The sequence below is a fragment of the Marinobacter sp. Hex_13 genome (assembly GCF_001566815.1).
Lineage (GTDB): Bacteria > Pseudomonadota > Gammaproteobacteria > Pseudomonadales > Oleiphilaceae > Marinobacter > Marinobacter salarius.
Genome location: NZ_LSMM01000063.1, coordinates 1 through 22343, shown reverse-complemented (window position 1 = coordinate 22343; position 22343 = coordinate 1). Strand labels below are relative to the sequence as shown.

19 protein-coding genes are annotated in these 22343 nt (G+C 58.8%); 16 read left to right on the top strand and 3 right to left on the bottom strand.

Annotated elements, in window-relative coordinates; all coding sequences use genetic code 11:
* Window positions 1-21 precede the first annotated feature (21 nt).
* The 11 genes from pilH (at window position 22) to AXW11_RS15975 (ending at window position 16378) form a co-directional block, all read left to right on the top strand.
* Complete coding sequence (pilH, locus tag AXW11_RS16025) at window positions 22-384, top strand: twitching motility response regulator PilH (protein WP_007154227.1); 363 nt, start codon at window positions 22-24, stop codon at window positions 382-384.
* Between the two features lie 20 nt (window positions 385-404).
* On the top strand, window positions 405-950 hold the full coding sequence (locus AXW11_RS16020) for a chemotaxis protein CheW (RefSeq protein WP_007154226.1): 546 nt from the start codon (window positions 405-407) through the stop codon (window positions 948-950).
* Window positions 951-1041: 91 nt separating this feature from the next.
* Window positions 1042-3117: a methyl-accepting chemotaxis protein gene (locus AXW11_RS16015; RefSeq protein ID WP_036211383.1), complete on the top strand. Its 2076-nt coding sequence runs from the start codon at window positions 1042-1044 to the stop codon at window positions 3115-3117.
* A 27-nt stretch (window positions 3118-3144) separates the two neighbouring features.
* Window positions 3145-4044: a CheR family methyltransferase gene (locus AXW11_RS16010; protein WP_091643141.1), complete on the top strand. Its 900-nt coding sequence runs from the start codon at window positions 3145-3147 to the stop codon at window positions 4042-4044.
* A gap of 11 nt (window positions 4045-4055) precedes the next feature.
* Window positions 4056-11570, top strand: a complete 7515-nt coding sequence (locus tag AXW11_RS16005) for an Hpt domain-containing protein (protein WP_091643139.1) — start codon at window positions 4056-4058, stop codon at window positions 11568-11570.
* Window positions 11570-12622 (top strand): chemotaxis protein CheB, encoded by a 1053-nt coding sequence (locus AXW11_RS16000; protein WP_091643136.1) that lies wholly within the window; start codon window positions 11570-11572, stop codon window positions 12620-12622. The genes AXW11_RS16005 and AXW11_RS16000 overlap by 1 nt, the downstream gene beginning before the upstream one ends.
* Window positions 12623-12633: 11 nt before the next feature.
* The gene (locus AXW11_RS15995; RefSeq protein ID WP_036211395.1) at window positions 12634-13095 is read left to right on the top strand and encodes a chemotaxis protein CheW; all 462 of its coding nucleotides are present in this window, start codon (window positions 12634-12636) and stop codon (window positions 13093-13095) included.
* A gap of 85 nt (window positions 13096-13180) precedes the next feature.
* Window positions 13181-13672, top strand: a complete 492-nt coding sequence (locus AXW11_RS15990; protein WP_085678507.1) for a Fur family transcriptional regulator — start codon at window positions 13181-13183, stop codon at window positions 13670-13672.
* Window positions 13665-14441 (top strand): zinc ABC transporter ATP-binding protein ZnuC, encoded by a 777-nt coding sequence (gene znuC / locus AXW11_RS15985; protein ID WP_036211401.1) that lies wholly within the window; start codon window positions 13665-13667, stop codon window positions 14439-14441. The genes AXW11_RS15990 and znuC overlap by 8 nt, the downstream gene beginning before the upstream one ends.
* The gene (locus AXW11_RS15980) at window positions 14428-15240 is read left to right on the top strand and encodes an iron chelate uptake ABC transporter family permease subunit (protein WP_091643133.1); all 813 of its coding nucleotides are present in this window, start codon (window positions 14428-14430) and stop codon (window positions 15238-15240) included. Before znuC ends, AXW11_RS15980 begins: the two co-directional genes overlap by 14 nt.
* Before the next feature lie 139 nt (window positions 15241-15379).
* Window positions 15380-16378 carry a PAS domain-containing protein gene (locus tag AXW11_RS15975; RefSeq protein ID WP_091643131.1) on the top strand — a complete coding sequence of 333 codons (999 nt, stop codon included), beginning with the start codon at window positions 15380-15382 and terminating at the stop codon, window positions 16376-16378.
* Here the strand turns inward: AXW11_RS15975 and AXW11_RS15970 are convergent.
* Both AXW11_RS15970 and AXW11_RS15965 read right to left on the bottom strand, forming a co-directional pair.
* Window positions 16366-16623 (bottom strand): CDGSH iron-sulfur domain-containing protein, encoded by a 258-nt coding sequence (locus AXW11_RS15970; protein WP_036211407.1) that lies wholly within the window; start codon window positions 16621-16623, stop codon window positions 16366-16368. The genes AXW11_RS15975 and AXW11_RS15970 overlap by 13 nt on opposite strands.
* Before the next feature lie 68 nt (window positions 16624-16691).
* On the bottom strand, window positions 16692-17786 hold the full coding sequence (locus AXW11_RS15965) for a patatin-like phospholipase family protein (RefSeq protein ID WP_036211410.1): 1095 nt from the start codon (window positions 17784-17786) through the stop codon (window positions 16692-16694).
* A gap of 175 nt (window positions 17787-17961) precedes the next feature.
* Between AXW11_RS15965 and AXW11_RS15960 the strand changes: the two genes are divergently transcribed.
* The gene (locus AXW11_RS15960) at window positions 17962-19032 is read left to right on the top strand and encodes a GGDEF domain-containing protein (protein WP_174447629.1); all 1071 of its coding nucleotides are present in this window, start codon (window positions 17962-17964) and stop codon (window positions 19030-19032) included.
* Between the two features lie 11 nt (window positions 19033-19043).
* Here AXW11_RS15960 and AXW11_RS15955 read toward each other — a convergent pair whose 3' ends face one another.
* A complete protein-coding gene (locus AXW11_RS15955; RefSeq protein ID WP_036211414.1) occupies window positions 19044-19958 on the bottom strand; it encodes an alpha/beta fold hydrolase in 915 nt (304 codons plus the stop codon).
* Between the two features lie 194 nt (window positions 19959-20152).
* On the opposite strand from AXW11_RS15955, the gene folE reads away from it, so the two are divergent.
* The 4 genes from folE to AXW11_RS15935 all read left to right on the top strand — a co-directional run.
* A complete protein-coding gene (gene folE / locus AXW11_RS15950; protein WP_075194694.1) occupies window positions 20153-20719 on the top strand; it encodes a GTP cyclohydrolase I FolE in 567 nt (188 codons plus the stop codon).
* 26 nt (window positions 20720-20745) lie between these two features.
* Window positions 20746-21126, top strand: coding sequence for a dihydroneopterin triphosphate 2'-epimerase (gene folX / locus AXW11_RS15945; protein ID WP_036211420.1), 381 nt, complete (start codon window positions 20746-20748; stop codon window positions 21124-21126).
* 14 nt (window positions 21127-21140) lie between these two features.
* Entirely contained in the window at window positions 21141-21554 is a 414-nt protein-coding gene (locus AXW11_RS15940) for a CoA-binding protein (RefSeq protein WP_091643128.1), read from the top strand.
* Window positions 21555-21606: 52 nt separating this feature from the next.
* On the top strand, window positions 21607-22343 hold a 737-nt coding region (locus tag AXW11_RS15935), incomplete at its 3' end, for a cyclic di-GMP phosphodiesterase (protein WP_286792470.1).

Below are 22343 nucleotides of genomic sequence, written 5' to 3'. Positions count from 1 at the left end.
CAAAGAACTATTGAGGACACCATGGCCCGCATTCTGATTGTTGATGATTCCCCGACCGAGGTTAAGAAAATCTCGACCATTCTGGAAAAGCACAAGCACGAAGTGCTGACCGCTGACAACGGCGCCGACGGCGTTGCCAAGGCACGCGCTGAAACACCAGATCTGGTCCTGATGGACGTCGTCATGCCCGGCCTGAACGGCTTCCAGGCAACTCGTCAATTGACCCGCGCCCCGGAAACCGCTTCCATTCCGGTGGTGATTGTCACCACCAAGGATCAGGAAACAGACCGCGTATGGGGAACACGCCAGGGTGCAAAGGGTTACCTCGTCAAACCTGTCGTTGAAGACGACCTGATCAAAACAATCAATAGCCTGATTGCCTGATCCCCAACCGTGGAGTAAGCATGTCCGCCCAGGCCGCCCCTTTTGCCGTTCTGACGGATATCGCCCGACGCAGCCGTGCCATGGCTGCCGGTCTGCCGGAACAACAGGAAGCCGTTGAACTCTGGAACGGAATCGGATTTGTTCTGGCGGGTGAGCGTTACGTAGCGCCCATGGGTGAAGTCACTGAAATTCTCCATGTCCCCCGCTATACCCACATACCGGGGGTTCATCCGTTTATGATGGGCGCTGCCAACGTGCGTGGCCGCCTCCTGCCACTGGTCGACCTTGCCGGCTTTTTTGAAGTTCCCCGTTCTTCTCGCAGCACCCGCGAACGCAGGGTGCTGGTTGTCGAACAGGGGGACGTATTCAGTGGCCTGGTGGTCGACAGCGTCTCAGGCATGCAGTATTTCGCAGTGGACAGCTTCGTGGCATCGCCACAGGATGTGCCTGCAAGCGTTCAGCCGTTTGTGAATGGCGGCTACGAGCGTAACGAGGAAGTCTGGAAAGTGTTTTCCGCCGCCGAGCTTCTCGGTGACGAACGCTTCCTGGATGTAGCGCAATGGTAAGGGTGGTGACATTGGCAGGAACATCTTCCCGCCTGCCCAACGCCCGCAGAAACAAACTTGCCACTATTACGAAGAGGCCGGGAGCCAGAAAATGAAAAATAGAGCCGGAAGACTCAGTATGGGACAGGGAGGCAACAAACTGGTTGCCGGCCTGATTGCCGCGCTGATCGCATTGACCGTCCTGCTCGTTGCGGTGCTGTTCATTATCAATCGGGACAGCCAGAACGATCAGGAATACATCGCTCACTCAGCCGAACTGAGGGTGCTGTCTCAGGAAATCGCGAAAAACGCGACGGAAGCCGCCGGTGGTACCGCGTCAGCTTTCGACGCACTGCGACGTTCCCGTGACGAGTTCGAACGGTTGTGGGGCTATGTAGTTGACGGTAATCCGGAAACCGGCCTGCCCCCAAGCGAGGTTGCACAGGACAGCAACGTGCAGGCGACCTGGGAATCGGTTCGTGACAACGCCGACAGCATCCTGTCCACCCAGGACGCGGTACTCGGCCTCCACGAAGTGGCACGGACCCTGAACGAAACCATTCCGCAGTTGCAGGTGGAATACGACGACATCGTTCAGATCCTGCTGGATAACAACGCACCCGCTGAACAGATCGCACTGGCACAGCGCCAGTCCCTGCTGGCGGAACGGATTGTGCGCTCGGTTAACAACGTACTTTCCGGTGACGAAGACGCGGTTATCGCCGCTGACCGGTTTGGCCGCGACGCCAGCCTGTTTGGCCGGGTTCTAGACGGCCAGGTCAATGGCAACCCGGCCATGGGCATCTCCCAGGTAAACGATGAAGATGCCATCTACGGCCTGGAAGCCGTTGGCGAACTGTTTGAATTCGTTTCCCAGAACGTAGACGCCATCCTTGAAGCCTCTCCCGACCTCTTCAAGGTGCGTACTGCGGCCAGCGACATCTTCCAGAACTCACAGGTTCTGCTGGACGAACTGTCGGTTCTGTCCGAGAAATTCACCGGCCAGGCCGGATCCCGTTTCGTCAGCCCCACGCTAGCATTCATCATCCTGGCCGCGATGGTCGGTATCGTTGTGATGATCGGTGTGGTGCTCTACCGCGAAGCCCAGGAGCGTCTGGCAACGACCCAGGAACAGAACGAGCAGAACCAGAACGCGATCCTGCGACTGCTGGACGAACTGGCTGACCTGGCGGACGGTGACTTGACCACGGAGGCCACGGTTACCGAGGACTTTACCGGCGCCATCGCCGACTCCATCAACTACGCGATCGACCAGATGCGTGGACTGGTACAGGCGATCCGTGGTACTGCGGTACGGGTAGCGTCAGCCGCCCAGGAAACCCAGGCCACAGCAATGCACCTGGCGGATGCTTCCGAGCACCAGGCCCAGGAAATTGCCGGCGCCTCTGCCGCTGTGAACGAGATGGCCGTGTCCATCGACCAGGTATCTTCCAACGCGGCTGAATCCTCCGCGGTTGCGGAACGGTCGGTTGCGATCGCGAAGAAAGGCGCGGAAGTGGTACAGAACACCATCCGCGGCATGGACAACATCCGTGAGCAGATCCAGGAAACCTCCAAACGGATCAAGCGTCTGGGTGAATCTTCCCAAGAAATCGGTGACATCGTATCCCTGATCAACGACATCGCCGACCAAACCAACATCCTGTCCCTGAACGCCGCGATCCAGGCCTCCATGGCCGGTGACGCAGGCCGAGGCTTCGCGGTGGTTGCGGACGAAGTTCAGCGACTGGCGGAACGTTCCTCTGCAGCAACCAAGCAGATTGAGGCACTGGTTAAGACGATCCAGTCAGACACCAACGAAGCCGTTATCTCCATGGAACACACCACCGCCGAGGTGGTCCGTGGTGCACGTCTGGCACAGGACGCGGGTATTGCGCTCGAGGAAATCGAGAACGTATCCATGTCCCTGGCGGAATTGATCCAGAACATTTCCAACGCCGCCCGTCAGCAGTCGTCCTCTGCGGCGCACATTTCCAACACCATGAACGTCATCCAGGAAATCACCTCGCAGACGTCCTCCGGTACCAACGCGACCGCGAAGTCTATCGGTAACCTGGCAGAAATGGCGTCTGAACTGCGGTCCTCTGTTGCGGGCTTCACACTGCCCGAAGAAGAGTCGGCCGATCAGGAAGAAGAGGAAGACAGCGACGTACCGGTGGTGAGCTGACAACCGCTCCGAGGCTGCTGACAGTTTATGGCTGAAACACGCAACCATCTGTCACCTGCCGAAGGCATCTGGTCACTGCGCCGACTTCCCGATATGGACGAGGCGCAGTTCAACCAGTGGCAGACGCTGCTTGAACATCGTACCGGCATTACCCTGTCTTCCGGGCGCAAATCGTTTCTCGAGACCAACCTCGGGATTCGCATGCGGGAGATTGGTTGCAGTAGTTATCAGGCCTATTACGAGAAGATCATATCCGGCCCGGACGCTGTCGTTGAATGGTCCACCCTGGTGGATCGTCTGACGGTTCAGGAAACCCGGTTCTTCCGGGATCCGGATGCCTTCCGGCTGGTGTCTGACTATGTGCTTACCCGGCCCCGGGAGACGCTGAAACGGCGCCCTCTGGAGGCCTGGAGTGTGGGATGTTCCACCGGCGAGGAACCCTACACGCTGGCCATGCTGCTGAATGAGAGTATGGAGGGGTTGTCGCTACAACCATTGTTTGGCGTTACCGGCTCCGATATCAGTAAACCGGCCATCGACAAGGCCCAGTCCGGCCTGTTCAGTGCCCGCAAGCTGATGGGAATGGATGATGCCATGAAAGCCCGGTATTTCCGGCCGGCGGAACGGAACAACGTCGAGATTATAGAAAGCATCCGGGAGCGGGTGTGTTTCACCAGACTGAATGTGCTGGATCTGAAACACGCTCCGATGCATGGAATGAACATTATCTTCTGCCAGAACCTGCTGATTTATTTCCGGCGCTGGCGCCGGCGGGAAATCGTGAAAAGGCTTGCAGAGCGGCTGGCGCCCGGGGGGTTGCTGGTCCTGGGCCAGGGAGAGTTGACCGACTGGCAGCCCCCTGGCTTACAGAGGGTACCCTCGGAACATGTGCTGGCGTGGATCAAACGCCAGACTGACGAAGAATAACCGGAGTGGTTATGGGCAATCACCATGACAGCATCGCCCTGGACTGGGTTCGGGGCGAAATACAGGACACGTTGACCCAGGGTCAGCACGCACTGGAAGCGTATGTCGAGAATCGTGACGACACCGCGCGCCTGCGCTTCTGCCTGAACTATCTCCACCAGGTTCACGGTACCCTGCAGATGGTCGAGCTTTACGGCGCGGCCCTGCTGACCGAGGAAATGGAGAAACTGACCCAGGCGGTCCTGAACGAAACCGTCGCCAGTGTGGACGATGCCGTCGATGTGCTGATGCAGGCCATCCTGCAACTGCCCCAGTATCTGGAGCACCTGGCCAGTAGCAAAGACGATTTCCCGATGGTGCTACTGCCATTGCTGAACGATCTCCGTGCTGCACGGGGTGAGTCCCTGCTGTCCGATACATCGCTGTTCAAGCCAGACCTGTCGCCCTCACGGGCAACGGCTGCCGCCAATGTGTCCCAGCGCCTTCAGGATCCGAAGGTACTTGGACATATCCGCAAATTGCGCCAGATGTATCAGTTCGCCCTCGCTGGCGTGATTCGCGAGGCCGACCTGGACGCCCATTTCGATTACATGCAGAAGGTGATCCAGCGGCTGATCCGCCTGTGCCAGAAAACGCCCCGGGGCGAACTCTGGAAAGCAGCCGGAGCATTCGTGGAAACGCTCCAGCAGCATGCGAACCCGGTCAATACAGCCGTGAAGTCCCTGTTGCGCGAGCTGGACGCCGAAATCCGCCGTCTTACAGACGAGCACATTGATATCCTGCAGCAGGCGGTTCCAGAAGCTCTCCTGAAACATCTGCTCTACTACGTTGCTCGTGCTCGCGATCTCGATACACCACTCGTGAGGGAACTGCGCGACAGTTACCGGCTCGATCACGCACTGCCTTCCGACGATGATGTGGACGCCGCCAAGAACCGGGTTTCGGGCCCAGGGCGTGACGCCATCCACTCGGTGGTCAGCGCCCTCAACGAAGAATTGGCCAAACTCAAAGACCAGCTCGATCTGTTTGTGCGCTCCGAGCTACGCCAGAACGATGAACTGGAAGAACTGCTTCCGGGCCTGCGCCAGGTCGCCAATACCCTGGCGGTGCTAGGCCTGGGCATACCCCGCAAGGTCATTACCGAACAGATCGAACTGGTGGAGAAGCTGGCCAACCAGTCTGACTCGGTGGATGACGGCACCCTGATGGATATTGCCGGCGCTCTGCTCTACGTCGAAGCCAGTCTGGCTGGCCTGGACAGTGACCGACAGTCGGAATCGGATGCCACCGGCGACGACACCCAAACCATCAACCTTGGCTCCCGCGAACTGGGTGAAGCCAGCAGCGCTTTGCTGCGGGAGTCCCGCAATACGCTGGAGCAGGTAAAAACGGCCATCGTCAATTTCATCGCTTCCCAATGGGAAACCGGTGAAATCGAACACGTCCCCGGCCTCCTGCACAGCATCCGTGGTGGCCTGAGCCTGATTCCCCTTGACCGCGTGGCCGACATGCTCGCCTCCGCCGAACGTTACATCACCGACGTACTGCTGGGGGGCAAGCAGGTTCCCGACTGGAAACAGCTCGACACGCTGGCCGACGCTATTACCAGTATTGAGTATTATCTGGAGCGGCTCGCCGAGGGCATCAGCGACAATGAGAGCGTACTCGGGGTTGCCGAGGCCAGCCTGAACTCCCTGGGCTTCCCGGTTGGCGAGGAGCCTACCTGGCAGCATCCAACAGCTGACGACGTGCCGGTTATTGATTCGGAAGTACCCGTCGAATCGGTAGAAGCCGAATCCAAGAGCTCCGATAAAGAACTGCTGGATGATGAGATCCTCGGCATTTTCATTGAGGAAGCCGAAGAAGTCCTGGAAACCATCAATGAATTCTATCCTCGCCTGCGCCAAAACCACGACGATCGCGACGCACTGACTGAAGTCCGCCGCGCGTTCCACACCCTCAAGGGCAGTGGCCGGCTCGTGGGCGCAACCAGCATCGGTGAACTGGCATGGTCTGTGGAAAACCTGCTCAACCGGGTGATCGACCAGACGCTACGACCCACCGATGACATGTTCAGCCTGATCGATGACGTCAACAGTCGAATACCTGCGCTGATCAACGACTTCCGTGACGGACAGGCCGATGGCGAGGTTGGAGAGCTGATTGAACGCGCTGAAGCTCTGTCTACCACGCGAAAAACTGACATCGACACCGCATCGGAAGACGGCGGTTCAGCGGATGATGAGCCACCCGCTATCGACAGTGGCAACGACGGCGAGGCTGTCAGTACCGGGCAACCGTCCGCAGCTGAGGTTGAGTTTGACGATGACCTTATCGACGATGAAATTCTCGAGATCTTTATCGAGGAAGCCGGTGAGGTACTGGATACCGTTCGCGAATACCTGCCCATGTTGCTACGTCAGCACGACGACCGCACGGCGCTCTCGGAAGTCCGGCGCGCTTTCCATACCCTGAAGGGAAGCGGTCGGATGGTGGGTGCGCTGGTTGTCGGCGAACTGGCCTGGTCTGTTGAGAACATGCTGAACCGCGTGATTGACGGCAGCATTTTCATGAACGACGACATTGCGGCGCTGCTGGAAGACGTTACCGCGGCCCTGCCGGAATTGGTTGACGATTTCGAGAAACGCCAGCCCCCTTCCCGCGATACATCGAGCATGGAAGCACGCGCCAACGCTCTGGCAAACGGCGAAATTCCCGATGCCAGCACCATGCCTCCGTCTGAGCCACAGTCAGGAGCGACGAACGGAGAAGCCGAGCCAGAATTGACAGCAGCGGAAGAGGAAGACGACACCGTCGTCGACCCAGTGCTGCTGGATATTTTCGAAAGTGAAACCGAAACCCACTTGCAAACCCTGAGGGATTTCCTCGATGCCGCAGGCGACAAAGCGAGCGTTGCTTATACCGATGACCTGTCTCGCGCGCTTCATACCCTCAAAGGCAGCGCACACACCGCCGGTATCGCACCTATTGCCGCGGTGATCACGCCCCTGGAACGCTTCGTCAAGGAAGCCCGGGCACAAAACAAACGGGCCGATCGCGACGCTATAAGCCTGATTGGCGATACTTGTCATTTCCTGACCCAGGGCCTTGGCCAGATTCGGGAGAATCCCCAGGCGGACCTGCCGGGCACCGAAACCTTCCTGGCAAAACTGGAGCAGGTCAGCAATGCCACCCTGCGTGGCGATGGCTCCCGAACCGATGAACCGCAAGAAAACGCACGACCGCAACTGGTTCAGCTGTTCCTGAACGAAGGTCTGGATATCCTGCTGGATGCCGACCGGATTCTTGATGAGTGGTCGGAAAATCCCGAAGCAACCTCCGCCCTGGACACCCTGCGCAAGGAGCTGCACCTGCTCACCGAGGGCGCTCAGGACGCCGGATTGGCCGATGTTGCTGAGCTGTCAGGTGCTCTGAGACAGGTTTACGAGCGTGCCTCAAACCCCGATTTTGTTCCCGATTCGCCTTTCTACGACAGTGTGCGTGCAGGCCATGAACACCTGATCAACATGATGGATCAGGTCGCGGCCGGACTGGCCACCGAGGCCAACGCCGATCTGATTGCCGAGCTGGACACCCTCGCTCCCGCGACGCCCGCAGACAATGAGCCGGATGCGTTTGAGCAGGAGTTCACCGGGGATCTGGAAGAGATCGATCGCAGCCTGGAAGCCGAGGCGGAAGATGCCCCGGAACCCGATGGCGAGCAGCCACCGTTGGCGGACACCGATGAAGACATGGATCAGGAACTGGCGGAGATTTTCCTTGAGGAAGCCCGTGACCTGATCGACAGCACCGCCGATGCCTTGCAGAGCTGGAGCGACAACACCGAAAACCTGGATCTTTTACGCCTTCTACAACGGGACCTGCATACCCTCAAGGGCGGCGCTCGCCTGGCGGATATCCAACCGGTGGGCGATCTTTCCCATGAGCTGGAGAACCTGTTTGAAGGACTGACCGAGCAACGGCTTGCCGTTACCGGTGAGCTTTCCGACCTGCTGTTCCGCTGCCATGATCGACTGGCAGGTATGGTCGATGCCCTTGAGCAACAGGAGCCACCGCGCCCGGCGCCGGACCTGATCAGTGAAATCCACGCCTACATGGACAGCGCCACGGGCTCCAGGCCAGTGACCGATGTCAGAAAGCAGGACGCTGAACCGGAAGACGATGACGAGATTCCGCTGGCCGAATTGGAAGAGGATGATACCGAAGAGCCAGAAACCACGGTGGAGGAACCTGAAGAGGAACACGCCACCGATCTGTCTCATCTGGATCCGGAACTGATCGGCATCTTCCTGGAAGAAGCCTACGACCTGATCAACTCCACAGGCAGCGCGTTACATACCTGGAGTGAAGACCCCAACAATCGCGATGTGGCGGCAGAGCTGCAACGCGATGTGCACACGCTCAAAGGCGGTGCCCGGATGGCGGGCGTCGATGCCATTGGCGACCTGACCCACGTACTTGAAGATTTGTTCGAAAAAGTCGCCGAAGGCCAACTGAACGCCAGCAGCGACATGAACGATCTGTTGTTTGCCTGCCACGACCGATTGGCGCAAATGGTTGAACAGGTTGCCACCCAGAAACCCTGCCCGCCGGCAACAGAACTGGTGGCCAAGGTTGAAGCCATCCTCTCTGGCAAGCCAATACCATCCGCGGAACCTGAAGACCCAGCGGAAGAACCGGAACCCGTCGACGAGGCACCCACAGCCGACGAACAACCGGCATCCGTCACAGAGGCTATTGCAAAGGCCTCCGACGATGACCTGGTTGGCATCTTCCTCGACGAAGGCCTGGAGATTCACGAAGCCATTGGCGAATGCCTGGCCCAGTGGCGCGACGAGCCTGAAGAACTGGCTGGCGTTACCCAGTTGCAGCAGGAGCTGCATACCCTCAAGGGTGGCGCTCGTCTGTCCGATGTCGACCCGATTGCCGATCTGGCCGAGGCCTGGTCTGATGCCCTGGACCCTCTGATCGCCGGTTCCAGCAATCAGTCAATCCTGTTGGAACTCAGTGAAAAAGCGCATGGCACACTGAAAACCATGCTCACCAGCCTGGAAGAGGGCAACAAGCCCGCTGCGGACATGGTGTTGGTTGAAGCACTGAACGACGCCCACAAAGTCTCCGGTGACGAGCTGTCCGAGCCCGCCACTCAGGCTGAACCCTCTGCAGACGGTGAAACCGTCGATGCCGAAGTCCTGGAGATTTTCCTGGAAGAGGCCGGCGAGATCCTCGACCAGTTGGAGCAGTTACTGGATGACTGGCGTAAGGACCCGGCTAACCACCACTTTAACCAGGAAGCCCAGCGCGCCCTCCATACCCTTAAAGGTGGTGCGCGGCTGTCGCAGCTTGTCGAGCTTGGCGACCAGGCCCACGCGCTGGAAACGCGGCTGATCGACCTGGGCGGTAATACCCCGGGCGACGAGGCCTGGCAGGCCATCACCAATGACCACGACGCAATTGTGGCGCTGGTGGGAGATATCCGTAAGCGGTTTGAAGACACAGGCGCTGTTCCAGAGCCCGCCAAACCGGACGCAAAAACAGAGAAATTGCCGAAAACCCAGGAGCCGGCGGCGGAAGCGCCTGCCAAACCGGAAAAACCGGTCGTACCCGCGCCCAAACCCAACAAGGTTCCGTCCAAGACGCCCGCGAAAGCGGCTGCCGCCCAGCGTGCGCCCCAGGAAACCATCCGGGTCTCCGCGCCGCTGTTGGACGAATTGGTTAACCTGGCCGGTGAAACCAGTATTACCCGTGGTCGACTGGAACAACAAACCAGCGATTTCAGCCACAACCTGGACGAAATGGCCGCCACCATCGAGCGTCTGCGCGAGCAGCTGCGCCGGATGGAAATCGAAACCGAAACCCAGATCCTGTTCCGCGCAGAGAAAGAGCACGGCCCGGATTACGGCGACGACTTCGACCCGCTTGAGATGGACCGCTATTCCGCCATCCAGCAGCTGTCACGGGCCCTGACGGAGTCATCGTCGGACCTTGCGGATCTGAGGGAAACCCTGTCCGACCGGGTTAGGGACACCGAGACCCTGCTGGTACAACAATCGCGGATCAACACGGAACTCCAGGAAGGTCTGATGAAGACCCGGATGATTCCGTTTGCCTCCATGGTGCCCAGGCTGCGCCGGATTGTCCGTCAGATCAGCGGCGAGCTCAGCAAGAAAGTTGAGTTCGATGTCCGCAACCCGGAAGGGGAAATGGACCGCAACATCCTCGAGCGCATGATCGCACCGCTGGAGCACATGCTGCGTAACGCGCTGGACCACGGCATCGAAAAGCCGGCCGACCGTAAGACGGCCGGCAAGCCGGAGACCGGCGAAGTGACGCTGTCGCTGACCCGGGAAGGTGGCGATGTGGTATTGCGGATGATCGACGATGGTGCGGGCATCCCCGCCCAGGTCATTCGCGACAAGGCCATTCGCCAGGGCATGATGGCCAAGGACGAGGACCTGAGCGAACGAGAAATCCTGCAGTTCATCCTGCAACCCGGTTTCTCCACCGCCCAGGCCGTTACCCAGATTTCCGGCCGCGGCGTAGGCATGGATGTGGTTGCCAGCGAGATCAAGCAGCTAGGTGGCAGCCTGGACATCGACTCCACCGTTGGCAAGGGCACCGTCTTTACCGTTCGATTGCCCTTCACCGTATCGGTCAACCGGGCATTGATGGTGTCTACCGGCGAGGACTTCTACGCCATTCCGTTGAACACCATTGAGGGCATCGTTCGGGTCAGTACCTACGAGCTTGAGGAATACTACAAGCCTGACGCACCGATGTACGAATACGCAGGACAGCAGTACCGCCTGCAGTATCTCGGCAGCCTGCTGAACAGTGATCACCATCCCAAGCTGCAGGGTCAGGCCCTGCCGTTACCGGTTATCCTGGTGCGGGGTGCCGAACAGCCCATGGCCCTGCAGGTGGACAGCCTGATGGGTAGTCGCGAAATCGTGGTTAAATCGCTCGGACCGCAGTTCAGTACGGTCAGGGGTGTGTCCGGTGCCACCATTCTGGGTGATGGTAACGTGGTGGTGATTCTCGATCTGCCGGCCATGATCCGTTCCGATATTCTCTCCGAGCGCCAGCGCCTGGCGAACCTTGAGAATGCGAAGGAAGCCTCCCGCCGTGAGGAGCAGTCCACCGTGGTGATGGTGGTGGATGACTCGGTAACAGTGCGCAAGGTAACGTCCCGCCTGCTGGAGCGTAATGGCATGGAAGTGATCACGGCCAAAGACGGCCTGGATGCGGTCGCACAGTTACAGGATCACAAGCCGGATATTATCCTGCTGGATATCGAGATGCCCCGAATGGACGGCTTCGAGGTTGCGAGCTTTGTGCGCCACGATGACAACCTGCGGGACACGCCGATCTGCATGATTACCTCCCGAACCGGTGAGAAACACCGCGAGCGAGCCCTGGCCATTGGCGTCAATGAATACCTCGGCAAGCCTTTCCAGGAAACCGAGCTGCTTGACACCATCACGCGGCTGACCAGGAATCAGTGATGACCGGCCAGCCAGGACGGCCAGCGGTCGGTATCGTCTCGGATATCGTCCTGCAGCGTCATCGCCTGCAGGAAGCCTCGTCCAGGTTCGGCCTGGACGTTTGCTTTTCCGGAGACCCGGATCGCCTGCAGGGCTACCCTGAATTCCCGGAAGCCAGCCTGTGGTTGATTACCCTGGAAGACGAAGCCGATCACCCAGTGCTGTTTGACCACCTGTTGGAGAACACCGAAGCCCCCGTACTGTTTGGTCTCGACCCGGCCCCAAAACCGGGCACCACGGAGTACTTCCGCTGGGAACGCCGGTTGCTGGACAAGCTGGAGCAGTCCCTCGGGCACCTGGAAAAGCTGGATTCCGCGGCCGCTATTGAAGAGCTGGCCACCGAACAACCGCAATCGGAAACCTCTCCCAAACTGCCTCACTGGATCCAGCCGGCCTCAGCGGACCTGCCGGCGGAAGAGGTCTGGATTCTGGGGGCGTCACTGGGCGGCCCGGCCGCGGTGAAAACCTTTCTGGACAACCTGCCGCCCGGATTACCAGTGGGTTTTATCTATGCCCAACACATCGACAACAATTTCACCGACGTGCTGACTCGCGTGCTGGGCCGTCACGCCCACTACCAGCTCAAACGGGCTGAAACCGGGTATCGTGTTCACAATGGCGATGTTGTGCTGATGCCGGTGGAGCGAGAGTGGACTCTGAACGACAGCGGTGCACTCAGGGAAAGGGAAACACCCTGGCCCGGCCCCTATGGCCCCTCCATTGACCAGGTACTGCTGAACATCGGCGACCATTACGGTGCCCGATGCCATGCCATCATCTTTTCCGGTATGGGCAACGATGGTGCCATTGCCGCGCCACTGCTGAAAGCCTATGGTAGCCGCATATGGGTCCAGGAGAGCGGCAGCTGCGGCAACAGTTCCATGCCGGATTCCGTAGCAGCAACCGGGTGTTCCGTATACTGTGGTACACCGGAACAGCTCGCCCGCGAACTCGTCAAAACGATTGAAGAATCCTGCCTGCTCAAGGGCCGGCAAAAACGGGATTCCGCCTGAGGAAATGAGTGATGAACGATAACAGCCAAACCCTGCCCTGCGTCATGATACCGATGAGCGAAAAGCAATTGCTGCTGCCTAACGTGTCGATTGCGGAAGTGGTGGATTTCGCCAGCTCCGACCCCGCTGCGCATTCACCTGAGTGGCTTGTGGGCGAGCTTGATTGGCGGGGCCTGAACCTGCCGGTGATCTCCTACGATGCCGCGAATGGCGGCAAACTGACCGTGCCCGGTGGCAATCGGGGCCGAATCGTCATACTGAACACCATCGGTGATCACCATAACTCGGTCCCCTTTATGGCGCTGGTCACCCAGGGCATCCCCAGCCAGACACGTCTGACCGAAGATCAGTTGAAGAAGGTTGACGGCGACACCGGCCCTGCCGACCTGATGGCGGTTGAAGTCGAAGGCGAAACCGCCTTTATTCCCGACCTCGGCTACCTTGAGTCATTGGCACTGGAGGCCTCCCGCTAGCGCTCACTGGTGATCAGCACACCATCACACCTAGCACTGTCTTTTGCTAATGTTATAATGTTGCAAATTCTACAGGACAGTGCCCATGTCACCCAGCGCTCTTCCCTATCGACCGCACAATCATGACGCCTGTGTTGCCCAGGCGCTGACAGAGGCCCGAACTATCTGTCAGCAGCACAATGCCCGCCTGACACCCACCCGTGAGCGGGTGCTGGAACTGATCTGGCAATCCCACAAGCCACTTGGCGCCTACGACGTGCTTGCCGTGCTGGCTGCGGATGGTCACAATGCCGCGCCCCCCACGGTGTACCGCGCACTGGATTTTCTGCAGCAGCACGGACTTGTTCACCGGATTGCGTCACTGAACGCATTCGTCGGCTGCACTCACACGGATAAGAACCACCATGGGTTGTTCCTGATCTGCCGTTGTTGCGGCAACGTGCTGGAACTGACGGCGCCCGGCGTATCCGATGCGGTCCAGAGTGCTGCGGCGGACGAGGCTTTCCAGCCAGACAACATGACCATCGAGGTATCCGGCACTTGCCCAGGCTGTAAATCGGACACTGCCCATGACTGATGCATTAGTAGAGCTGAACCGATTAACCGTCAACTTCGATGACCGCCCCGTGGTGGACCGTGTGGATCTGCGAGTCCAGCGCGGGGATATCATCACCATTATCGGCCCCAATGGTGCCGGAAAGACCACACTGATCAAGGCTATACTGGGTATCCAGCCGGTCTCAGGCGGTGCCCTGACTATCGCGCCCGGGCTCACCATCGGTTACGTGCCCCAGCACCTAACACTGGAAACGACACTGCCACTCAGCGTAAAGCGGTTCATGCTGCTCAGTGGCCGATCACACCAGGAGTGCGTTGAAGCGCTGACCAAGACCGGTGTGGAACATTTGCTCGACGCCTCGGTTCATCGATTGTCCGGTGGCGAAAAACAGCGATTGCTGCTCGCGAGGGCGCTGGCTCGCAGGCCAGATCTACTGGTTCTGGACGAACCGGCCCAAGGCGTGGACATCAATGGCCAGGCCTCGCTCTATGAGCTGATCCGTAGCCTGCGGGACGAACTGAACTGCGGTGTGATCATGATCTCCCATGATCTGCATTTGGTCATGGCCGCCACCGACAAGGTTATCTGCCTGAACCAGCACGTCTGCTGCAGCGGGTATCCGGCGGATATCTCCCACGATCCCGCCTTTATCGAAACCTTCGGTCGTCCGGTAGCGGAAAGTCTCGCGGTATACCATCACCACCACAACCACAGCCACGATCTGCATGGCGATGTGGTGTCCGCCGACCACGATGACCACGCGGAGTGCTCCCATGCCCATCATTGATGCCGTGCTCGGCGACTTTTTCTGGCGGGCGCTGATTGGCGGTCTCGGTGTAGCCCTGATCGCCGGTCCGCTGGGCTGCTTCGTGGTGTGGCGGCGGATGGCCTATTTCGGCGACACCCTGGCGCACTCGGCATTGCTGGGCATTGCCCTGAGTTTTCTGATCAGTGTTCCGCTGAATGTGGGGGTTATCGTGACCTGCGTGGTGCTGGCGATTGCCCTGGTGCTGTTCTCTCGCAGCAAGACTCTGGCCACCGATACCCTGCTGGGTATCCTCGCCCATAGTGCCCTGGCCATCGGCCTGGTCACACTCAGCTTCATGCCCGACATTCGAGTGGACCTGACCGGCCTGCTGTTCGGGGACCTGCTGGCCATGAGCCGAAACGACCTGTTGTGGATATACGGCGGTGCCGTCCTGATTCTGGCGTTACTGACTGTACTCTGGCGCGGTCTGCTGATGAGCACCATTCACGAGGAACTGGCGCGGGTTGAGGGCGTACCGGTTGAACGTCTGCGGCTGGTGCTGATGCTGATGTTTTCCATCGTGATCGCAGTGGCCATGAAGATTGTCGGGGTCCTGCTGATTACCGCATTACTGATCATTCCGGCAGCCACCGCCAGAAGATTGGCCGGCAACCCCGAACATATGGTGGGGCTGGCCATCCTGTTCGGTTTTATCGCCGTCAGTGGTGGACTTACGATGTCCTGGCACCTGGACACACCGGCCGGCCCCTCGGTGGTGGTGGCGGGTTTTGCCGTATTCCTGCTGGTATACGGTTCGGCACGGCAGGTCCAGACCTGACAGCGATGGATTCCTGAGCAAAGTTTCCCAGGGCACGAGCAGTGGTCTAAAGTATAAGAGCAGGAAGTTCCCTACACGTTCGCCACCGGTTATGGATCAACCTATGGAAAGCCCCAGATTGACAGGGACAGGACACGCTATGGCGCTGCCACACCTGTGGGCGCCCCTGCTGGTATTGTTTGCCGGCCTTGTTGTTACCGGCCTGACCGCGCAGGCGCTTGAGGAACAATCACGGTCACTCGCTGAGCAGGTATACCGCAAGCAGCACAATGCGCTTGTCGCCCGCCTACGTGGGTATGACGAGCTTCCGCCGCTCTATACAGATGGAGTCGCACCAGCCAGAACCATTAATAACGTAGCGCCCGCAGAGCTATGGCTTGCCACTGTGTTCAAGGATGCAGTACCCGGTATGCTCAATTTGCGCGTGGACACCCTGGAGCGGCATACCAAAACCCCCTTGTTCCAGGCCATTCGCGCAGAAAGCCCGGATCGTTCCCAGTCCCTGCGCTCTGAAGTCGAAATTGGAGAGCATCGCTGGCTGGTAACCACACTGCCGGATTCCGGATTCCTGTCTCAACCTGCCCGCCGTTCCTTCCGTTTTATCTGGCTTGCGGGGCTGGCGATGACGATGCTGGCGACGGTGGTCGTGGTTTTCCTGTGCCTGCGCATCCGCCGGTGGCAAAGCCACTACCGAAACGCCGAAAAAGTATCCCACGGGTACGAACAGCAACTGAACAACATGCAGGTTGAAAAATCGATCCTGCGGCAGGCATTGAATGACAGCGAACAACGCAGCCGGGACCTGGTCGCCCTTTCCGGCGCAACGATCTGTGAGCTGGATGAAAAGGCACTGACCGGATACATTTCACCCCAGGTGGTGGAGCTTCTGAATAAGGCACCGGCGGACCTGGCCGGCACCCCATTCGAGCAATTGGTCGACCCCACCTACGTGGAAAACTTCCTCAGGACCCTACAGGCGTCCCGCCAGGAGCGACAAATACAGCGTATCGACCTCAAGCTGTTGGATGCCGATGATCGCCAAGTCTCTGTTACGCTGAGAGTACTGGCATTGCAGGATACGCTACACGGTTTCAGCGGTTACCGGCTAAGCCTCCAGCCCGGTATTCAGGCACCCTGATCCAGGGTTTTGTGGGTGCCGTCGCACAACGGCGGGTTGCCGGTGTGCTTGCAGCCGCAGAACCACACCCATTCTTTCTTTTCAGCCGTGTATTTAACCGGCGTAAATCCTGTTCCCTTGTGGGAGCCGTCACAGAATGGCTGGCTGTTACTGCGGCCACAGGCGCACCAGAAGTAGTTCTTGCCGCCCTCGACCAGCACTGAACACGGCGTGGTTCTGGGAATTTCCGGCTTCTCATCAGTCATTGGTCAGCCCCTGCTTATTCTTTTGTATCCAAGGGCAGTATAGTCAAAGCGGAGCGTATTGCCTGCGCTCAGCGCTTCCCATCCAGAGGTCGAATGACGTCCTTCAGACGCCCGGATTCCACCAATTCCATGAACTCGTCACCCAACCGGTCGCTTTCGGCAATCGCCTTGCGCCACGCGCGCTCGCGGCCAGCGTCGTCTCCGATGTAGCGCTCGAAGTCCTTCCGGTCTGGCAGTTTCCGGTCTGGCAGGGATTCCAGATATTCCGGGGAGGGTGACACCAACAGTACATCCTGCAGCCGGGTGGCATCGCCGCGACGCCAGGGCAGGGTTTTGTCGAACCAGCCCGGAACCACCTTATCGGTGAAGTGGGGATAGAGGATCACCCCGGGCTGTTCGTACGGCAGGTCAAGATGGTAATCCAACAGGCCCCCGTCCCGATATAACCCATCAGGAGCGCCGGGAATGTTGCGGACACCGGACATCACCATGGGTATGGACGCAGACGCAAGCAGCGCTGACATCAGGTTATCGCGGCTCAATGGCACTTCATGGCTGGGAAAATCCACCAGCTTGGCCAGGGGTGCTTTCACTCGCGCATCATGGATGATGCCCCGCTCCATGAACCGGCCCAGATGTCGGCGGCTGACCATGTTGGCACTGATGGCATTCATCAGGCCCAGACTGAGGCGCCCCCTGGTATCGTGCTCCAGCATGCCGCGGCTGCGAACCACAACAACGTTCAGGCGGTACCAGGGATGATTGAGAATGTGGTCTTCATGGCCCCCCAGCAGTTCTTCCAGAAACAACACACTCTTGCGGCTGACTTCCGCCATGCTGACGCCTTTGGCGAAGCGCTGGGATGTGTAGAGGTCCGCCAGCCGGGCCAGCTGCGCCTTGGGGTCATCCGTCGAGGCCACCGCTGCAAATCGCCAACTGCCAATGGAAGAGCCAATCAGCGAGCGCTCCTGTGGCGCCCTGGGCAGAAAGTCCCCAAAGATGGCTTTATCCAGGCCGGAAATGCCCAACGCCTTCGGGCCACCCGCTGCGCCAGGGATGACGTGCACGTCGCCCGCCGCAAACGGTTGCTCCCGCAACCGCTCAAAAGCACGGCGGCCGGCGCGTATGGTCAATGCGGGAGAACGGGTGTGTACTGCGCTCATAACGGCTCCTTGTTCCGAGCCCGCCAGTTTAGCGAACTGGGCTCCCGGCAGCCAGAGCGCAATTCTCGCCCGTTGAAAGGTGTAAAACCAACTACCTTCCCGTGAAGGCCGTGCTAGACTTTGCAAAAGCCCGGATCAAGGAATGCGGGCCCACCACAAACAGCGGGAGTGTGCTGTGAATCCTCTTGCCACTACAGACAACCTGGCCACCAACCCCACCCTGGCCGTGATTGGTTTTAAACGTCAGATCGTCTATCACCTGCATTTCTGGGCTTTTATTGCCGTCGCTCCGCTGGTGATGGTGCAATGGCAAAAAGGCAATGTTCTGCTGGCATCGCTTCTTATTCTGTTCTGCCTGAATGCAGTGGCCGTTATTGCATTCCTTCGATTCCGCGGTGTCTATTTTCTCCAGGGGCGCCTGTTCCCGACATTGGCAGTGGTCTGCGCGGTGTACTCCACCCTGATCAATGGCCACGCCGGGCTGTACTGGGCATACCCGGCCGCCGCCGCACTGTTTTTTTTGCTTCCGTTGAAGGAGGCCACCGCCAGCAATATCGTGTTTGTAGTCAGCATGTCCGTTGTGTCGTTTATTACGTTTCCAGAAGCGGATTTCTGGCGTATCACCTTTTCCCTCGGCCTGACCTGCCTGTTCGTGATGATCTTTGCCTGGCTGGTGGGCCGCCTGCAGGTCGAGCTGACTCGCCTGGCCACCACCGATCCCCTGACCGGCTGCCTCAACCGCTCGCAATTGGCGGATATTCTCAACGGCCAAATCCAGATGCGTGAGCGATACGAGCGAGTGTCCAGTCTCATATTGCTGGATCTGGATTACTTCAAGATGATCAACGATCGTTGGGGCCACCTGGCCGGTGACAAGGTGCTACAGGAGCTGACACTGCGGATTGGCAGGCGGCTGAGAGAGAGCGACCGTCTATTCCGTATTGGCGGTGAGGAATTCATGCTGGTACTACCGGAAACCCGCCAGAAGGATGCTGACAAAGTCGCGCGGGAATTGCTGACCAGCATCAGTGCCCGCCCGTTCGTAGAAGGGATACAGATCACAGCCAGCGCGAGTGTGGCGGAAGTCGGCAAGGGTGAAACCTGGTCGGTCTGGCTGAACCGGGCGGATCAGGCACTCTACGAAGCCAAGGCGAGAGGCCGTAACCAAGTAGTCAGCGCCGCCAGGAGACCGCACGAGCAACCACCCGAAGATACTGAAGACAAAGCGTTGGCCAACGACCTGTAGCACCTCGGGCCTTACTCCGACTGCTTGCAGAAGTCCCGCCACGCCCGATACACCTCACCGGTAGATTCGAAATGAGGGTAGTGACCGACGTTGCGAAGGCTCACCACGTCCGCGTTCGGCACCAGCTCCCGGTAACGTCTGGCCATAGCGGAACCGGACACCGGGTCCGCCACACCCGAGATCAGCCTCATTGGCTGTTCTGCCTTCTGTAAGGCACCCACCCAGCGGTTACGATGGCAACGGCGCTCTTCCATGAAGTGAATCAGGTTATGCAGAATTCCGCGGCCATTGTTGTAGGTCAACAGGTACCAGAAGTCATCCATATCTTTCCGTGACGGCGGGGTCTCCGGGCCAAACAGACGCCGGAAGTTGCGTTCGAAGGTACGACGGGTGAGACCGCGACTGATCAGGCCACCGAGAGGGCTGCCCAGGAGCTTCTGAATTAACAGTGGACTGTGGACTTCCGGAAACAGGGCGCCGTTGAGAAAGCCGACCCGGGCGATGGAGAAAGGCAGTAACCCTTCCTGATCCCTGGCCAACAGTTCCTGGGCCACGCTGCCGCCATAATCGTGGGCGAACAGACTGACTGTCTTCAATCCCAGACCGGCGATCCAGCCCTCGAACATGTCGGCCTGGTCTTCGATGCTGTAGTCGTACAGTGCCGGCTTATCGGAAAAGCCAAAGCCCAGCATGTCGAGGGTGAACAAGCTGTGATGCTGCTGCAGCATTGGCCACAGCCGGCTCCAGTCCCAGCTGGCCGTCGGAAAGCCATGCAGCAAAACCACGGGATCGCCCTGGCCCGCCATTCTGCTGAAGATCGCGTGGCCGCCATAGGAAAACCACTTGCCCTCCTGTTGCCACCATTCCAGTGTCGCATTCCCTGCGCCGGGGGCGGCACCCCGAACTCCCGGTATTACCTGTTCCATTGCGGTTTCCTGAAACCAGCCTGAGACTGAAACTCTAAATCAAACCAACCGCCCCTGCCAGATCTGGTCCGACAATTTGCGAACCAGAGCGTTCCGGGGTGGTCTTTTCGCCCTGTGTGGTCGTAAATCTGGAGGGCGCGGGCAAATTCCCTTAAGCTTTCGCCCTGAACTGATTCATTTAACCGGAAGCGACTATGACCAACAAGCTCGACGACCTGGCCAGCCATTTTCAGCAGATCATTGCAGGCCTGGGCGAAAACCCTGATCGCGAGGGACTTCAGGACACCCCCATACGGGCAGCCAAGGCTATGCAGTTCCTGACGCAGGGTTACAAGCAAAGCCTGGATACATTGGTCAATAACGCGGTTTTCGAGTCCGCCATGGACGAAATGGTCGTGGTTCAGGACATTGAGCTGTACAGCATGTGCGAGCATCACATGTTGCCGTTCATCGGAAAATGTCACATTGCCTACCTGCCCAATGGCAAGGTGCTGGGCCTGTCCAAGTTTGCCCGTATCGTCGACATGTACGCTCGCCGGTTGCAGATCCAGGAAAACCTGACTCGCGAAATCGCCGAGGCCATTGAGGCGGTGACCGGCGCCAAGGGCGTGGCTGTGGTTATTGAAGCCCAACACATGTGCATGATGATGCGTGGCGTTGAAAAGCAGAATTCCCGCATGAAAACCTCGATGATGCTGGGCCAGTTCCGCAGGTCGCAAGCCACGCGCACTGAGTTCCTGACCCTGATTCGGGATCGCTGAACATCCATTGTTGACCAGGAGGCCAGATGACTGCAGTGACCGGAAATCACCAGGCAACCGTACGCATCAAGGATTTGCTGCTGCGCGCCTATATCGGCATCAAGGAAGAAGAGATCAACAACCAGCAGGATGTTCTGATCAACGTCTGCCTGACCTATGATGCGGCGGCCGCCATCAACGAGAATGACATTCGCGCGGCGCTGAACTACCGCACCATTACCAAGCAGATCATCGGCCACGTGGACGGCAACCGTTTTGCCCTGCTGGAACGGCTGACCCACGAGGTGCTCAGTATTGTCATGGAGCACGAAGCGGTTCACTGGGCGGCAGTGGAAATCGACAAACCCCATGCACTACGCTATGCCGAGTCGGTGTCCGTTCGCCTTGAGGCACACCGGGATTCCTGAAGAGTTGATATCGCATGTCCCGAAACAGTCCTGAACAACTGCGCGAAATTCTGGAAACCGTCCGCACGATTGCGCTCGTGGGCGCCAGTGACAAACCCCACCGCCCCAGCCATGAAGTAATGGCCTACCTGCAGGGACGTGGCTACCGGGTGATCCCTGTAAACCCGCGGCTGGCTGGCAAGACGCTATTGGGCGAAACCGTCTACGCCGATCTTGCATCCGTTCCCGGGACAATCGACATGGCCGACCTGTTCCTTGCACCGAACCACACCGACTCTGTTATCGATGCCGCCATTGAAAAGGGCATTCCGGTTGTCTGGATGCAGATTGGTGTGATCAACGAAACCGGGGCCCGAAGAGCGGAAAACGCTGGCATATCAGTGGTCATGGACCGGTGTCCCAAGCAGGAAATCCCCCGCCTGTTCTGAAGACAGCACTTCTGCCATAATCTAGCCAGACAATCAGAAGACTGGCAGAGCCATGTGGTTCCGACGTAAAACCAGCACACCACCTTCACGAAAACCGATTGCCCGTTCGCAGGCAGGTTTGCTTGACCCTGACGCCCAAACCAGAGTTGAGCGCGTCCGTCTGCCCGTCGATCTGCTGACTTACGGCATGCGCATCGTCAAGCTGGACCGACCCTGGATCGAAGTGCCCGTACTGTTCCAGGGTTTCACTCTTGAGAACGACCACCAGGCTCGCATACTCCGTCAGTACTGCGAATGGGCGCTGGTTGAAGGCGACGAGCAAGTGTTGGCTGAGGCCCTGGCAAGGGTCACCAGTCACAAACAGCGCACGGCTACCCCACTTCCGGAAACCCGCTCCCTCGCGGAAGAGATCCCCCGCGCCAACCAGGTATGGGGCAAGACCCAGGCATTCGTGGAACAGATCACCCTTGCCATTGAACGGGGCAATGACCTGAACCTGCAAGACGCCCGCCCTGTTATCCGGGAATGCGTGGAAAGTATCAAAGCCAACGCCAGTGCAATGTTCTGGATGAGCCGCATCAAGTCCCGCGACGCCTATACCGCGGAACACTGTTTGCGGGTGGCCATCTTTACCGTTGCCTTCGCACGCTTTCTGGGCCTGCCCGACGAGGACCTGGAAATTGCCGGTATGTGCGGACTGCTTCACGACCTGGGCAAGCTTAAGGTTCCTGACGAAATTCTTAATAAACCTGGCGCTCTGAGCCCGGCTGAATATGCGATCATGCAACA

What these genes read in the sequence shown, in the direction of transcription:
- pilH (WP_007154227.1), top strand. Translation starts at nt 22, where the DNA reads ATGGCCCGCATTCTGATTGTTGATGATTCCCCGACCGAGGTTAAGAAA.
- AXW11_RS16020 (WP_007154226.1), top strand. Translation starts at nt 405, where the DNA reads ATGTCCGCCCAGGCCGCCCCTTTTGCCGTTCTGACGGATATCGCCCGA.
- AXW11_RS16015 (WP_036211383.1), top strand. Translation starts at nt 1,042, where the DNA reads ATGAAAAATAGAGCCGGAAGACTCAGTATGGGACAGGGAGGCAACAAA.
- AXW11_RS16010 (WP_091643141.1), top strand. Translation starts at nt 3,145, where the DNA reads ATGGCTGAAACACGCAACCATCTGTCACCTGCCGAAGGCATCTGGTCA.
- AXW11_RS16005 (WP_091643139.1), top strand. Translation starts at nt 4,056, where the DNA reads ATGGGCAATCACCATGACAGCATCGCCCTGGACTGGGTTCGGGGCGAA.
- AXW11_RS16000 (WP_091643136.1), top strand. Translation starts at nt 11,570, where the DNA reads ATGACCGGCCAGCCAGGACGGCCAGCGGTCGGTATCGTCTCGGATATC.
- AXW11_RS15995 (WP_036211395.1), top strand. Translation starts at nt 12,634, where the DNA reads ATGAACGATAACAGCCAAACCCTGCCCTGCGTCATGATACCGATGAGC.
- AXW11_RS15990 (WP_085678507.1), top strand. Translation starts at nt 13,181, where the DNA reads ATGTCACCCAGCGCTCTTCCCTATCGACCGCACAATCATGACGCCTGT.
- znuC (WP_036211401.1), top strand. Translation starts at nt 13,665, where the DNA reads ATGACTGATGCATTAGTAGAGCTGAACCGATTAACCGTCAACTTCGAT.
- AXW11_RS15980 (WP_091643133.1), top strand. Translation starts at nt 14,428, where the DNA reads ATGCCCATCATTGATGCCGTGCTCGGCGACTTTTTCTGGCGGGCGCTG.
- AXW11_RS15975 (WP_091643131.1), top strand. Translation starts at nt 15,380, where the DNA reads ATGGCGCTGCCACACCTGTGGGCGCCCCTGCTGGTATTGTTTGCCGGC.
- AXW11_RS15970 (WP_036211407.1), bottom strand. Translation starts at nt 16,623, where the DNA reads ATGACTGATGAGAAGCCGGAAATTCCCAGAACCACGCCGTGTTCAGTG.
- AXW11_RS15965 (WP_036211410.1), bottom strand. Translation starts at nt 17,786, where the DNA reads ATGAGCGCAGTACACACCCGTTCTCCCGCATTGACCATACGCGCCGGC.
- AXW11_RS15955 (WP_036211414.1), bottom strand. Translation starts at nt 19,958, where the DNA reads ATGGAACAGGTAATACCGGGAGTTCGGGGTGCCGCCCCCGGCGCAGGG.
- folE (WP_075194694.1), top strand. Translation starts at nt 20,153, where the DNA reads ATGACCAACAAGCTCGACGACCTGGCCAGCCATTTTCAGCAGATCATT.
- folX (WP_036211420.1), top strand. Translation starts at nt 20,746, where the DNA reads ATGACTGCAGTGACCGGAAATCACCAGGCAACCGTACGCATCAAGGAT.
- AXW11_RS15940 (WP_091643128.1), top strand. Translation starts at nt 21,141, where the DNA reads ATGTCCCGAAACAGTCCTGAACAACTGCGCGAAATTCTGGAAACCGTC.